At 63.3% G+C, this 13948-nt stretch carries 12 protein-coding genes and 1 pseudogene; 8 read left to right on the top strand and 5 right to left on the bottom strand.

Going from position 1 to position 13948, the window contains the following annotated elements; all coding sequences use genetic code 11:
• Positions 1 to 98 precede the first annotated feature (98 nt).
• From E5X88_RS12540 to E5X88_RS12505, 8 genes are all read left to right on the top strand, one after another.
• Entirely contained in the window at positions 99 to 1373 is a 1275-nt protein-coding gene (locus tag E5X88_RS12540; RefSeq protein ID WP_292161604.1) for an extracellular solute-binding protein, read from the top strand.
• A gap of 66 nt (positions 1374 to 1439) precedes the next feature.
• Positions 1440 to 2327: a carbohydrate ABC transporter permease gene (locus E5X88_RS12535; protein WP_292161603.1), complete on the top strand. Its 888-nt coding sequence runs from the start codon at positions 1440 to 1442 to the stop codon at positions 2325 to 2327.
• Complete coding sequence (locus E5X88_RS12530) at positions 2324 to 3202, top strand: carbohydrate ABC transporter permease (protein WP_292161602.1); 879 nt, start codon at positions 2324 to 2326, stop codon at positions 3200 to 3202. Before E5X88_RS12535 ends, E5X88_RS12530 begins: the two co-directional genes overlap by 4 nt.
• 51 nt (positions 3203 to 3253) lie before the next feature.
• Positions 3254 to 4348 carry an ABC transporter ATP-binding protein gene (locus tag E5X88_RS12525; RefSeq protein ID WP_292161599.1) on the top strand — a complete coding sequence of 365 codons (1095 nt, stop codon included), beginning with the start codon at positions 3254 to 3256 and terminating at the stop codon, positions 4346 to 4348.
• An 87-nt stretch (positions 4349 to 4435) separates the two neighbouring features.
• Positions 4436 to 5344 (top strand): sugar kinase, encoded by a 909-nt coding sequence (locus E5X88_RS12520; protein ID WP_292161597.1) that lies wholly within the window; start codon positions 4436 to 4438, stop codon positions 5342 to 5344.
• Positions 5345 to 5400: 56 nt separating this feature from the next.
• Entirely contained in the window at positions 5401 to 6390 is a 990-nt protein-coding gene (locus E5X88_RS12515; protein WP_292161595.1) for an SIS domain-containing protein, read from the top strand.
• Between the two features lie 320 nt (positions 6391 to 6710).
• Entirely contained in the window at positions 6711 to 7625 is a 915-nt protein-coding gene (locus tag E5X88_RS12510) for an endonuclease/exonuclease/phosphatase family protein (protein WP_292161592.1), read from the top strand.
• Positions 7626 to 7632: 7 nt separating this feature from the next.
• Positions 7633 to 8478 (top strand): EamA family transporter, encoded by an 846-nt coding sequence (locus tag E5X88_RS12505; protein ID WP_292161590.1) that lies wholly within the window; start codon positions 7633 to 7635, stop codon positions 8476 to 8478.
• Position 8479: 1 nt separating this feature from the next.
• Here the strand turns inward: E5X88_RS12505 and E5X88_RS12500 are convergent.
• The 5 genes and pseudogenes from E5X88_RS12500 to E5X88_RS12480 all read right to left on the bottom strand — a co-directional run bounded on the left by E5X88_RS12500 (position 8480) and on the right by E5X88_RS12480 (position 13946).
• Positions 8480 to 8792 (bottom strand): annotated as a pseudogene (locus E5X88_RS12500) (Dabb family protein).
• Positions 8793 to 8881: 89 nt separating this feature from the next.
• Complete coding sequence (locus tag E5X88_RS12495; protein ID WP_292161589.1) at positions 8882 to 10540, bottom strand: choline dehydrogenase; 1659 nt, start codon at positions 10538 to 10540, stop codon at positions 8882 to 8884.
• Positions 10541 to 10552: 12 nt separating this feature from the next.
• Complete coding sequence (locus tag E5X88_RS12490) at positions 10553 to 11314, bottom strand: 3-ketoacyl-ACP reductase (protein ID WP_292161588.1); 762 nt, start codon at positions 11312 to 11314, stop codon at positions 10553 to 10555.
• Entirely contained in the window at positions 11311 to 12825 is a 1515-nt protein-coding gene (locus E5X88_RS12485) for a GMC family oxidoreductase (protein WP_292161587.1), read from the bottom strand. The genes E5X88_RS12490 and E5X88_RS12485 overlap by 4 nt, the downstream gene beginning before the upstream one ends.
• A gap of 5 nt (positions 12826 to 12830) precedes the next feature.
• Complete coding sequence (locus E5X88_RS12480; protein ID WP_292161586.1) at positions 12831 to 13946, bottom strand: ABC transporter ATP-binding protein; 1116 nt, start codon at positions 13944 to 13946, stop codon at positions 12831 to 12833.
• Between the last annotated feature and the right edge of the window lie 2 nt (positions 13947 to 13948).

The following is a 13948-nucleotide window of genomic DNA, read 5'->3' as shown; positions in this document are numbered from 1 at the left end:
GTTTGTTAAGGTGCGTAACATAATAAGAAGCAGAAGCGCCTTGGGTCGATCCGGCCATGTCTCGATCGGGAACTCGTAAACCATCAATGGAGGTCTGAATGATTTCGACACGTTACATGCATGCGGCCTGCGCCCTCGCGCTTGCCACGGCCGCAACGATCAGCGGGGCTCGCGCACAGGAACCCGTAACCCTGGAATATTGGGTCTATTCGGATTTCGCCCAGGGTGAGGCGCTCAAGCTTCAGCAGGCCTTTATCGAGGAATTCCGCAAGACCCACCCGAACGTCACCATCAACATCTCCGGCAAGGGTGACGACGATCTGACGACCGGCCAGGTTACGGGGGCTGCCTCCGGGAACCTTCCCGACGTGTTCATGAACGGCGTCAATGTCGGTGCCACGCTGGTCGAGGCCGGCGTGCTCAAGAACATCTATGCCGAATTCATGGCGATGCCAAAGGAGTATCGCCAATCGTTCGATCCGGCCCTTATCGCGATGTGCTCGCCCAAGCCCGAAACGATGTATTGCCTGCCCTATACTGGTTACGGCTCCTTCATGTTCCGCAACCTGACCGTCCTGAAGGATGCCGGCGTCGACGCCGCGGCGCCGATCAAGGATTGGGCCGACTGGCTGTCGCAGATGGAGAAGGTCAAGGCCTCCGGCAAATACGCCGTACCGGACCAGACCCAGGCCTGGCAGTCGATCGTCGATACCTATTCGGGCGTTGCGACGCCTGACGAGTGGGGTGCGGATTTCGAGACCAAGAAGACCAAGGTCAATGAAGCGAAATATGCGCAAACGTTGCAGATGTTCGTCGACATGCAGCCATACACCAGCGGCACCAGCCGCAACGACCAGGCGACCAAGGATCTGTTCATCTCGAACCAGCTCGCCTTCCATCTGGTCGGCCCCTGGGTCAACCCGACCTATGCGGAAGCAGCCAAGACCTCCGGCCTGAAGTATGATTACGTGCTGGTGCCCGGCAAGGCTGAAGGCGACTATGGCGGCATCAAGGGTTATGAGTTCATCGGTGTCGCACCAAACAAGAATGCGCAGGTTGCGTTCGAATTCGCGGCCTACGTCACCGCCAAGGAGCAGATGCTGCGCTGGGCGAAACTGCTCTCGCGATACAATGCCAGCGCGGCGGCAATGGCGGATCCTTCGGTCGCCAGCGACCCGCTGATCGCCATCACCAACAAGGCGGCGGCAAACGCGATCGACGGCATGCCGCCCTATTTCAAGGGCGCTTATCCAAACTGCTACCGCTCCATCCTGACCGACAATGCCCAGACGGTCGCCGATGGCGGGGTCACTCCGCAAGACGGTGCCAAGGAGCTTGTCGAAGAGCTCAACGAGTGCCTGGCCGGCGGCTGACGCCCAGCCTGCCGACCTTCCGGCCAGGACCTCCCACCTGGCCGGAAGACCGCATCGAGGACAACCATGTTCGACAAGAAACATATCCCCCACCTTCTGATGGTGTTTCCGTTCCTGGCCCTCTTTGCGGTGTTCTTCCTCTACCCGATCGTCAGCGGCTTCGTTTATTCCTTCTACGACTGGAACGCGACGACAACGTCCCGCTTCGTTGGCCTGGCCAACTACCAGCGCATCGTTCATTCGCGCGATTTCTCCAAGGCGATGTGGAATCTCGGATCCTACATCATCATCACCGTGCCCGTCGGCATCGCGGTCGCCTTCTGCCTTGCGTTGCTGGTCGACAGCTTCAAGGGCTTTTGGCAGAACTTCTTCCGCAGCATCTTCTTTATGCCGGTCGTCCTGCCGATGTTTCTGGCGGCGACGATCTGGCGCTGGATCTACACGCCTAATATCGGCCTCCTGAACACCACCCGCGGCTTCTTCGGTTTGCCCTCGGTTCAGTTCCTCAACGACACATCGACGATGCTCTATTCGCTCATCGCGGTCGATGTCTGGGTTTCGGCCGGCTTCAACATGGTCATCATCCTCGCCGGCATGAAGAACATCCCCAGGCAATATTACGAGGCGGCCCGCCTCGACGGTGCGAGCAAGTTGCAGGAGATTTTCTACATCACGATTCCCATGCTTTATCCGGTGCTGTTCTTTGTCACGACCTATGGCGTGATCTCCGCCCTTCAGGTCTTCGACACACCATGGCTGCTGACCGGGTCGTCCTTCTCCCAGTATGGCGGCCGCCAGAACGCGCTGCTGTTTCCGGTCATGGACATGATGGGCCGCGGCTTCGGCGAACTGAAGTTCGGCCAGGCGGCAGCCTACGGTTTCATCCTGACCACCGTCATCGTCAGCGTGACAGCGGTGATGTTCGCACTGCGCAAGAAAGGCCACCAGCCATGACGACCGACGTCGGGCTCATCCGAACCGCGGCGCCGGGCTATGCGCTGGACCTGTCGATCTGGACAGTGCTGAAATGGACCGTCGCCATCTGCGTCGCCGTCGTCGCTGTCTTCCCGATCATCTGGATGATCAACGTGGTGTTCGCCGAGCCGGGTGTTCCGGTGTCGATCAATCCGCGCCTGCTGCCGACATCGCTCAGCGCCGGCATTGCCAAGATCGACACGATCCTCAGTGAAACCAGCTATTTGCACGCCTACTACATTTCGATCACCTACAGCCTTTTGACGATTGCCGGCGTGCTTCTGATTGGTTCGATGGCGGCGTTCGAATTCGCGCTGTTCGAATTTCCCGGCAAGCGGCCGATGTTTGTGATCGTGATGCTTTCGCTGATGGTGCCGACGGCGGTCACCCTGATTCCGACCTATCTCTTGACGGCCAATCTCGGCTGGCTGAACACCATGCAAGGACTGGTGGTCCCCGGGCTCGCCTCCGCGTTCGGCCTCTTCATGCTGATTCAGTTCATGCGGACGATCCCGCGCGAGATGATCGAAGCGGCCCGGCTCGATGGCGCCAGCCATTTTCAGATCTACCGTCACATCGCTTTGCCGATGTCCAAGAATGCGCTGGTGACGCTCGCCATTCTCATCTTCATGCAGACCTGGGGTAACTTCATCTGGCCGCTTATCGTGGCACCCAGTCCGCAAATGTACACGGTCGGGCAGGTTGTCGGTCTGTTCAATGCGCCGTTCTCGCATGTGACCGTCGACATCGTCATGGCGGCGAACCTGCTTGCGGCACTTCCGCCGCTCATCTTCTTCCTGCTCTTCCAACGCAAGATCGTTGAAGGCATCGCGATGTCCGGCTCCAAGGGCTGAGCGGCTCCGTCCCGCGAAGCTCCGAATCCGAACATCAACAAAGGCATTGGCATGGCTGATCTCCAAATCATCAACGTCTCGAAATCCTACGGCGCGGTGGAAGTGCTGCGCGACGTCAACCTGTCGATCGCGTCCGGCGAGTTCGTGGTCTTCGTTGGCCCGTCCGGTTGCGGCAAGTCGACCTTGCTGCGGATGATTTCCGGCCTCGAGGAAGCGCCGACCGGCGAGATCAGGCTCGAGGGCAAGGTGGTCAATCGCGTCGATCCGGCCAAGCGCGGCGTTGCCATGGTGTTCCAGTCCTATGCGCTTTATCCGCATATGACGGCATTCCAGAACATGGCGTTCAGCCTGACCATGGCGCGCGAGCCGAAGGCCGTTATCAAGGAGAAGGTCGGCCGCGCCGCCGCTATCCTGCGGCTGGAAAGGCTGCTCGATCGCCGGCCTGGCGAGCTTTCCGGCGGTCAGAAACAGCGGGTGGCGATCGGCCGCGCCATCGTGCGCGAGCCGAAGGTGTTCCTGTTCGACGAGCCGTTGTCGAACCTCGACACCGAGTTGCGTGTCCAGATGCGCGCGGAACTGATCCAGCTGCATGCCAAGCTTGGCACGACGATGATCTACGTCACCCACGACCAGGTCGAAGCAATGACGCTTGCCGACAAGATGGTGGTGATGAACGGTGGCATCATCCAGCAGCACGGCACACCGCTCGGCCTCTATGACGATCCGGACAACAAGTTCGTAGCCGGCTTCATCGGCTCGCCGAAGATGAACTTCATCAAGGCCAAGGTGGAAGCGGTGCGGACCGACGCCATCACCCTGTCGGATCTCGGCGGCTGTTCCAGGCTGGAATTGCCGTTTCGCAATTTCGACGCCGACATTCGTGAGGTCGAACTCGGCGTTCGCACCGAGCATATAGACATCGCGCAAGACGCCGGCACGACCGACATCCTCGCCGCCAAGGTCGCATTCGTCGAAGAGCTCGGCGACGTCACCTTCATCCACACCGACCTGCCCACGGGCGAGCGGCTTGTCGTGCGCAGCAGCAAGGCTCGCCACAGGGGCAGTAGTACCGAGTGTTTCGTGAAGCTCGACCCGGCCGGTGTGCTGCTGTTCGGCACGAACGGCGAGCGGATCAGAAGCGCTTGACCGAATTGCCTGACAATGCGCCCCGCGCTGCGGGGAAACTGTAGCATGCCGAGCAGTCTGCGCGCTGCAATTGCCTGGAGGAATCCGTTGATCAGAGTTGGAATCGATATTGGCGGCACCAAGACTCATCTGCGTGCCTGCGATGCTGCCGGTACCGCTCGCGAGCTTGTCATGCCGACGGCCGATTGGCGGGTCCGTGACTGGGACAGGGACGCCGCGGCACTGCTCGAAAACGTCAAGCAGCTGGTCGAGGGTGGGCACGTGGCAGCGCTCGCCGTTGGCGCGCATGGCTGCGACGACACCTCCGAATGCGAAGCCTTCGAGGCAGCCCTTGCACGCCGTGCGACCTGTTCCGTCAAGGTCGTCAACGACGCGGAACTGCTGCCCGCGGCGCTCGGTTATGAGCGGCAGATCGGGCTGGTCGCCGGAACCGGTTCGATCGCCGTCTGCCGCGACGCCTCACGCGGCATGATGGTTGCCGGCGGCTGGGGCTGGGTTATCGGCGACGAAGGCAGCGCTGCGGGGCTGGTGCGTGAGGCGGGCCGCGCGATCAGCCTGCATCTGGATTGCGGCGGTTCGTTCGACGAACCCCTGGTGCGCCTCTTCTTCGAAGCCTTCGGGATCAGGAGCGCCGCCCGCGTCGGCAGTTCGATCGCGCGCCAGGGCGGGGCAGCGGCCCTCGGATACCACGCGCCGCTTGTTTTTGCGGCGTGTGAGCAAGGCTCCAAACTGGCAGGCAAGGTGATCCGCGATGGCGCGCGTCATCTCGCTGAGCTGGCGATGCGCCTGAAGCACAATGGCGCGGCTGCCGACATGGTGGTGGCCGGGGGCGGGGTGATGGTCGCGCAGGAGTCGCTTGCTGCGGCGTTCCTGGCCGAAATCGAGGTCCAGTCGCGGGGAACTCTCGCTGCAAGGATCTTTCATGGACCGCCCGTCGAAGGCGCCTGCCGCATGGCGGAGGCGATGGCCGAGGATTGGGTCCCAGCCACGCAATAGTTGCCGCGCCATAGTCTGACGACAAGCCACACGCAAAAAGCAAAGAAAGGCACCATATGAGCTATCGCTCCGAAGTCGCACGCCAACCGGAATCCATCGCAGCCTGCATCCGGTCGGCCCGTCAGGGATTGGCAAGCGTCGATCTATCCCCGTTCAGCTCCGGCCTTGTCGCGGTGACCGGCATTGGTGCGAGCTACGCTGCATCGGTCGTCGTGGCTGGCGAATTGGCAAGGCGCGGTCGTCGTGCGGTCGCCATGCGCGCTGTTGACATGATCGACGGCACAGATGTCGCCGACGCCATTATCGCAATGTCGCATCGTGGCCGTAGCGTGGAGACTGTCGATGCGCTGAAGGCGCAAGCAGGCGTGCCGGCGCTGGCCATCACAAAGGGTGAGACGAGCCCGCTGGCGTTGGCCGCAGGTCGCCATATCAAGCTCGACAATGGCAACGATGCGACGCCCTCCAGCACCGGCTATACCGGGTCGCTTGCTGCCGCCGGGCTGCTCACCGAAAGCCTTTGCGGCGCGACAGCGACCGACTGGGACGCGCTGCCGGGCAAAGTGGCCGACCTGCTTGGCCGCGCCGCGACCAAGATGAAGCACATCGGCGAATTGTTCGCCGCCCGCCGTGCTATCGATTGTGTCGGTGCCGTCTCGTCGCTCGGCACCGCCGATGGCGCCTCCTTGCTGATCCGTGAAGCCTCGCGCATTCCGGCTGGTGCCACCGATACGCGTCACTATCTGCACGGCCCGATGGAATCGATGGACGCCACCACGGGCGTCGTTGTCATTGGCGACGGTCGCGAAGTGCGCCTTGCCGAACAGCTCGATGGACTCGGCTGCCCGGTCGTCCTGATCACCGCGAATGGCGACATCGACGACAAGGGCAAGCTGACGGTGCTGCGCGTGCCCGCCGAGGAGAACCGGATCGCCCGCGGCATTCTCGACATTATGGTGGCGCACTTGCTTGCAGCGGAGCTGTCGGATGCGGCGGGCCTCACCGACACCAAGTTCCGCTACCGGCAGACCGACACCAAGATCCCCTGATCCAGGGCGGGCACGGATTGCAGTAATCATACATACCGTTCGATTGCCAATCTGGCCGGCACCCGTTGTCGGCCTCCTTGTCCAGTATGCTTAAGTCCAGCAGGACCCCCCGTCCTGATCACCTCGACCGCGCCGAGGTGCGCCGCCGCGTGTGTCGTTTTCCGGCGAGCAAGAAACCCTTCAACGCTTTAGAACCTTGCGTGATTCTTCTGCCAAGGCAGGAGGAAACATTTCTGGCCCAAGCTCTCCCCATTCGCCAGGCGCATTGCAACAAATCCGCCAAACCGCTACTGCCATCACGAAATTGAGCCGGTTAAGCAATGAAGCTCGTCAGCTACAACATCCAGTACGGGTTCGGCGGCGACGGTCGCTACGATCTCGCGCGCTGCGCCAAGGTCGTCGCCGGCGCCGACATCATCGCGTTGCAGGAAGTGGAGCGGCACTGGCTGCGCAGTAACGAGGACGACCAGCCGGACATCCTCTCGCGGCTGCTGCCCGAATACTATTGCGTCTATGGCCCAGCCTTCGACATGGACGCCAGCGAGCGGCGTGACGGCCGCGTCGTCAACCGGCGGCGGCAATTCGGCACCATGGTGCTGTCGAAGCTGCCGATCGTCTGGTCGCGCCTGCACACGCTACCGCTGCGCCGCACAGTGCGTCCGCTCAACACCCGCAACGCGGCGCTCGAATGCATGATCCGCACCCCGGCCGGTCCGGTGCGGGTACTGTCACTGCATCTCGCGCATATCGCCGCCGAAGAGCGGCTGGAGCAGATCGACTACCTGCTCGCCGAACATCGCCGGGCACCAATCGACGGCGGCCCGTGGAGCGGCGCCGACGATGAGCCCGTGCGCAACTGGAGCAATGGCGAGCCGGAGCCGGAAAACCCGCTGGCGGCGATCTGGATGGGCGATTTCAACATGGAGCCGGGCAGCACCGAGTACCGGCGCATCGTCGGCAGCACGCCCTATCATCGGGGCGCTGCCTATCTCGACGGTTTTGTCGATGCCGCCGCTGTCGCCGGCGAACCGACGTCGGATTTCCACACCCATGTGAAGGCAATCGACGGCAGGCTGACGAAGCGACGACTCGACCATTGCTTCGTCGGCGGCATGCTCGCCGGACGCGTGCGCTCGGTCGGTGCCGATATCGGCGAAATCACCTCCGACCATTTTCCGCTGCGGGTCGACATCGACCTGGAAACGCCGTTCGCGACAGGGACCGGAGGCGGATGAGTCACCTATGACCTTGTTCGTCTTCTTCGCGGTGCTTGCCGCCGCCGCCATGCACGCGATGTGGAACGCGCTGGTCAAGGTCCATCTCGACCGCTTCCTGTCGATCACGCTGATGACGCTCGGCATGGGCGGTGTTGCACTTTTGGCATTGCCTTTCGTCGAGGTGCCGAAAGCCGAGGTGTGGCCGTACATCATCGCCTCGGTGATCTTCCATATGGGCTACAGGACGTTCCTGATCGGCGCCTACAAGGCCGGCGATTTCGCCCAGACCTATCCGCTGGCGCGCGGCACCGCGCCGCTGCTTGCGGCACTTGGTGGCATGGTGGTCGTCGCCGAAGTTCCGGCGCCGCTGGCCATTCTCGGCATTGTTCTGCTGTCGGCCGGCACGCTGGTGCTGTCGTTTCGCGGCGGCGCTCATCTGGAGCGGCTAAACCTGCGCGCGGTCGGCTTTGCGCTGGGCACCTCGATCTTTATCGCCAGCTACACGCTGTCCGACGGCAGCGGTGCGCGGCTGGCCGCGACGGCCTCGAGCTATGCCGCATGGCTATTCGTTTGCGATGCGCTGTGGGCGCTCGTGCTGTGCCTGATCTTCCGCGGGCCAAAGGCGCTGCCGGTGCTGGCGCGCGACTGGAAGGCGGGCGTGTATACCGGCGTGCTCAGCGGGGCCGCCTACTGGATCGTGATGTGGGCGATGACCAAGGCGCCAATCGCCTCGGTCGCGGCGCTGCGCGAAACCTCGATCCTGTTCGCCATGATGATCTCGGTGTTTGCGCTCGGCGAGAAGATGACGGCCTGGCGGGGTGCCGCCGTGCTCAGCATCGTTGCCGGCGTCGTCGCGCTGAGGCTTGGATAGGCTAAACGCTTATCTCCAGATCGAACACCATCAGCCCGTCGGTGCCGCCTTCAAGCGCCGCGACCAGCCGGGCGCCAGCTCGGCTGTGATCGTCATGCACCAGATAGGCGTCGCGTGCGGCGGCATCGCGGAAGTCGATGGTGAAGCCGTGCGTGAAACCGCGCGAACGGTTCCGGGCTGGTGTTGGCGCTGAATTCGACCTTGCCCATGCCGTCGACCACCCGCCGCAGCGCCTCGAGGTCGGCATGGATCGCCGCGCGCTCGGTGGCGTCGACGTCGTCGCGGAACCTGACGAAAACACAGTGCCTGATCATTTTTTCTCTTTTTCTTCCTGTGCTGCGTAGCGCATGACCCCGAAAACCGGAATCGGTTTTCGGTAAAGGATCATGCGCAGATCAAAGTGCTACAGCGTCCTTTGCGCGTCCATAGGACGCGCGGCGCTGTGGTTGCCTGAAAACACGGCCGGCGGCAGCGACTCGTGCCCAAGGATCAGATCGGCGCCTTTTTCGCCGACCATAATGGTCGGCGCATTGGTGTTGGAGGAGGGTATGCGCGGCATCACCGATGCGTCGCAGACGCGCAGGCCTTCAATGCCGCGCAGCCTGAGGTCGGGCGTTACCACGCTCATGTCGTCATGGCCCATGCGGCAGGTGCCGACGGGATGGTGGTCGGTCTTGGAACTGCGGCAGGCATAGTCGAACAGCTCGTCGTCGCTGGTGAGTGTCGGCCCCGGCAACACCTCGCGCAGCACATAGGGAGCAAGCGCCTTCTGCCGCATGATCTCGCGCGCCAGCCTTAGGCCCTTGATCGACATGTCGCGGTCGTAGGGATCGGACCAGTAATTCGGATCGATCAGCGGGTAATCGGCCGGGTCGGCGCTGTTCAGCCGCACCGTGCCGCGCGAGCGCGGGCGCAGGAAAGCCGAGTTCAACGTCACGCCCGGATTCCTGAGTTTCTCGACGCCGGCCTCGATGCCGGAACCGAGTCCGAGGTGGAACTGGATGTCGGGCGAGGCGGCGGTCGGGTCGGCGTACCAGAAGCCGCCGGTCTCGAACAGGCTTGACGCAACCGGTCCCTTCTTCAGCAGCAGATATTGCAGGCCGGCCCATACCGTCCGGTGCAGCTTGGCGTAGTTGTCGTAGGTGTGGTCGCCGGTGCATTCGGCGATGACGAACAGGTCGAGATGGTCCTGCAGGTTGGAGCCGACGCCGGGCAGATCGTGCACCGGCGTCACGCCGACCGATTTCAGATGGTCGGCTGGGCCGATGCCTGACTGCATCAGGAGCTTCGGTGAGCCGATGGCGCCGGACGAGACGATCACCTCGCGCTCGGCGCGCAGGATCGTCGGCTGGGCGCCCGGCCTGTTGACGATTTCGACACCGACGGCGCGGCCCTTGTCGATGACGATGCGCGTCACCAGCGCGCCGGTCCTGATCGTCAGGTTCTTGCGCTCGCGGATCGGCCTGAGATAGGCGACCGAGGCGGAGGAGCGCCTGGCATCTTTCTGCGTCAGCTGATAGTAGCCGACGCCCTCTTGGGTTGCTCCGTTGAAGTCGGGATTGAACGGGATGCCCATCTCCTGTCCGGCGCGGAAATAGGCCTCGCAGATCGGCAGCGGCGCAATCGGGTTCGAGACGCCGAGCGGGCCCTGATCGCCGTGAAAATCGTTGGCGTAGCGCTGGTTGTTCTCGGCCCGCTTGAAATAGGGCAGCACGTCGCGATAGCCCCAGCCGGAAAGGCCCTCTTCCTTTTCCCAGGCGTCGTAATCTCGGGCATTGCCGCGCGTGTAGATCTGGGCGTTGATGGAGGAGCCGCCGCCGATCACCTTGGCCTGCGTGTACCAGAAGACGCGGTCCTTCATGTGCTTCTGCGGCACAGTCGACCAACCCCAGGAGGCGATGCCCTTGGTCATCTTGGCGAAGCCGGCGGGCATATGGATCAGTGGATGCCAGTCCTTGCCACCGGCTTCGAGCAACAGCACCCGATGCGACGGATCTTCGCTCAGCCGGTTGGCCAGGACGCAGCCGGCCGGGCCGGCGCCAACGATGATGTAGTCGGTCATGGCGTCACCTGTTCACAGCCTCGGCACCGAGAGTGCGCCGTCGACATTGATGATCGAGCCGGTCGAAAAGCCGAGTTTCCCGCTGGCAAGGGCCGCCACCGCGGCGCCGACGTCGCCCGCTTCACCCCAGCGTTTTGCCGGCACCAGCCCGCCATCGATCAGGGCGTCGTATTTGGCCGTTACCCCTGCGGTCATGTCGGTGCGGATGATGCCCGGCCGCACCTCGAACACACCGATATTCTCGGCAGCGAGCCGCAGCGCCAGGGTCTTTATCCACATCGAAAGCCCGGCCTTGGAGATGCAATAGTCGGCACGTTCCGGCGAGGCCATTTCGGCGCTGACCGAGGTGATGGTGATGATCGATTTTGGGTGATCGCCCGGCGCCGCAAGCATCGCCCTTGCAACAGCCTGGCTGAGAAACACCGTGCCGCGCAGGTTGATGGCGAGGATCCGGTCGAAATTATCCGGTTTCAACTCCAGCAAATCGCCGCGCACGACAGCGCCGATGCCGGCATTGTTAACCAGGCAGTCGATGCGGCCGAAGGTGCTTGTCGCGGCATCGACCAGTGCTGCGTGGGTGTCGAGATTGGCGATATCACCGCAATGATAGGCGAATTTGGCGCCGCGCGCGGTGATGTTGGCGGCAAGGTCCTTGGCCGCGTTGTCGGCGAGGTCCACGACGAGAATATCGAAGCCCGCATCAGCCAGCGCCTCGGCGCAGGCACGGCCGATGCCGCGCGCGCCGCCGGTGATGATGGCTGCCGGGCGGCTCATGCGACAAGCTCCGTCTTGCGGATATGATCGGCGACGCGCAGCGCCTGTGCGGCGATCGACAGCGCCGGGTTGACGGCGGCCGAATTCGGCAGGAAGCCGGCATCGACGACGAACAGGTTCTTGTGGTCGAACGAGCGGCAGAACGGGTCGAGCGGCGCGGTCGCCGGATCGTCGCCCATCTTGACCGTGCCGCACTGGTGCGAGGGCGTGCGCTTGTCGAAAGGTCGCGACAGCACGATCGGGTAGCCGCAGGCGCGGAAGTTCTCGCGCATCACCTTGGTCAGCCCGTCGAGCGACTGCATGTTTGAGCGCCGCCACTGCATGACGATGTCCTTGCCGTCGACCATGATGCGGCTTTCGGGATCGGGCAGATCCTCGCACATCAGGTACCAGTCGACGGCGTGGCCGGCCATGAAATCCAGCGCGAATTTGGGCGCAAGCTTGACGTTGGCCCGCAGGATATTGCCGTCGATCTTGCCGAGAAGCTGGACGTTGCCGAGCGGCTTGCCGCCCTTGCCGTTGGACAGATAGTAGTCGTTGAGCATCAGCGTCTTTTGATAGACGGCATCGTTCCTGCGGCGCGGGTCGATCGCCAGCATGGCGCTCGAATTGTGGTTCATGAAGTTGCGGCCGACCTGGTCGGAGCGGTTGGCGAGGCCCTTGCCGCCTCCCTTGCTGCTGGGGGAAGGCGAGCGCAGCAGGATCACGGCGGAATTGACCGCGCCGGCCGAGAGGATGACCAGCTTCGGCGTGACTTTCTTTAACTCGCCGTTCTGGCTGTAGTGGACGGCTGCGATGGTTTTGCCGTCGCTCGCGGCTTCGAGATATTCGACATGGGCGCCGGTCTCGAGCCGGATGTTCCGGTCGGCAAGGGCCGCGGTCAGCGGCCCCGATTGGGCGTCGACCTTGCCGGTCCCGGTGTTGGGAAATGCGTCCCAGCCTGTCTTGCCGTCCTTCAGCCAGGCGTCGATATCGACACCGAGCGGCAGCGATGCGGGATGCAGGCCGAGGCCCTTGAGTTCGGCGCGGGCGCGCGCGATCGGCGGCTCGTCCGGGACCGGCCCGAAGGCGTAAGGGATCGAGTGGAACGGCTCGGTCGGATCTTCGCCGAGCGCGCCGCGCACGCGAAAAAGCTGCTCGGCCTTCGAGTACCACGGCTCGAACTCCTCATAGGAAAACGGCCAGGCCGGAGAGACGCCGCCATAATGCTCCATGGCGGAAAAATCTTGCTCGCGGTAGCGGATCAGCACCGCGCCGTAGAATTTCGAGTTGCCGCCGACGTAGTAGTAATTGCCGGGGTTGAACGCAGCACCCCCGGCCTCGCGCCACATCTCCTTCGGCCGGTAGTGGCCATCGACGAAGATGGCGCGCGTGTCGCGCGTATGCGGCGTCGCCGGCAGCGTCTCGCCGCGCTCCAGCATCAGGATCGAGGCACCGCTGCCGGCAAGGCCGGAGGCGATCGTGGCGCCGCCGATGCCGGAGCCGATGATGACGATGTCGGGGTTTGCCATAGCCGTCAGAGAATACGGTTCTCGGTCGCAGGATCGAAGAACACCGCCTTGGTCAGGTTGAAGGCGAGCGGCGTGCTGGTGCCCGGCTGGATGTTGGCGTCGGCGCGCAGGCGTGCCACCACAGCTTTGCCGCCGAGATTGGTGACCGCGAAGGTGTCGGAGCCCGCCGGCTCGACGACCTCGATGTGGCAGTCGGCGGTGGCGATGTTCGACGCGTTGCGCTCGGCGCCTTCCGGATCGGTCAAGGCCTCGGGGCGGACACCGAAGATGACCGGTTTGCCCTGGAATGCCGACAGGCCGGCAGGCGCATTGGCCAGCGGCAGCGAGATCGGATCGCGCGCCTCGCGCTGCAGCACCACAGAGAGTGCACTGCCGTTGCCGCCGATCGTCGCCGGGACCAGGTTCATCGCCGGCGAGCCCATGAAGTCGGCGACGAACAGATTGGTCGGATTGTTGTAGATCTCGGCCGGCGTGCCGAACTGCTGCACCTCGCCATCGCGCATCACCGCGATCTTGGTGGCCAGCGTCATCGCCTCGATCTGATCGTGGGTGACGTAGACGATGGTTGTGCCGGTGGTCGCGTGCAGCCGCTTGATCTCGATGCGCATGTCGACGCGCAGCTTGGCGTCGAGATTGGACAGCGGCTCGTCGAAAAGAAAGAGCTTGGGGTCGCGCACCAGCGCCCGGCCCATGGCGACGCGCTGGCGCTGGCCGCCGGAAAGCTGGCTTGGCTTGCGCTGCAGGAGGTGGCCGATCTGCAGCACCTTCGCCACCTTGTCGATCGCCTTCTGGCGCTCCTGAGCCGGCACGCCGCGCATCTCCATGCCGAAGGCAATGTTTCCTGCGACCGTCATGTTCGGATAGAGCGCGTAGCTCTGGAACACCATGGCGATGTCGCGCTTCGAGGGGTGGAGATCGTTGATCGTGCGGCCGTCGACACGGATTTCGCCTTCGGTGATGGTTTCGAGGCCGGCGATGGTGTTGAGCAGGGTGGACTTGCCGCAGCCGGACGGGCCGACCAGCACGAGGAAGCCGCCCTTTTCGAGCTCGACGTCGATGCCCTTCAGGATCTCGACCGATCCAAACCGCTTCTTCAGCCCATCAATTTCGAGAAAAGCCATCC

Origin of the sequence: Mesorhizobium sp., assembly GCF_004962245.1 — a bacterium.
In the GTDB taxonomy this organism is placed as follows: domain Bacteria; phylum Pseudomonadota; class Alphaproteobacteria; order Rhizobiales; family Rhizobiaceae; genus Mesorhizobium.
Note: the sequence above shows the minus strand (reverse complement) of the source record. Positions and strands in the feature narration are given on the sequence as shown.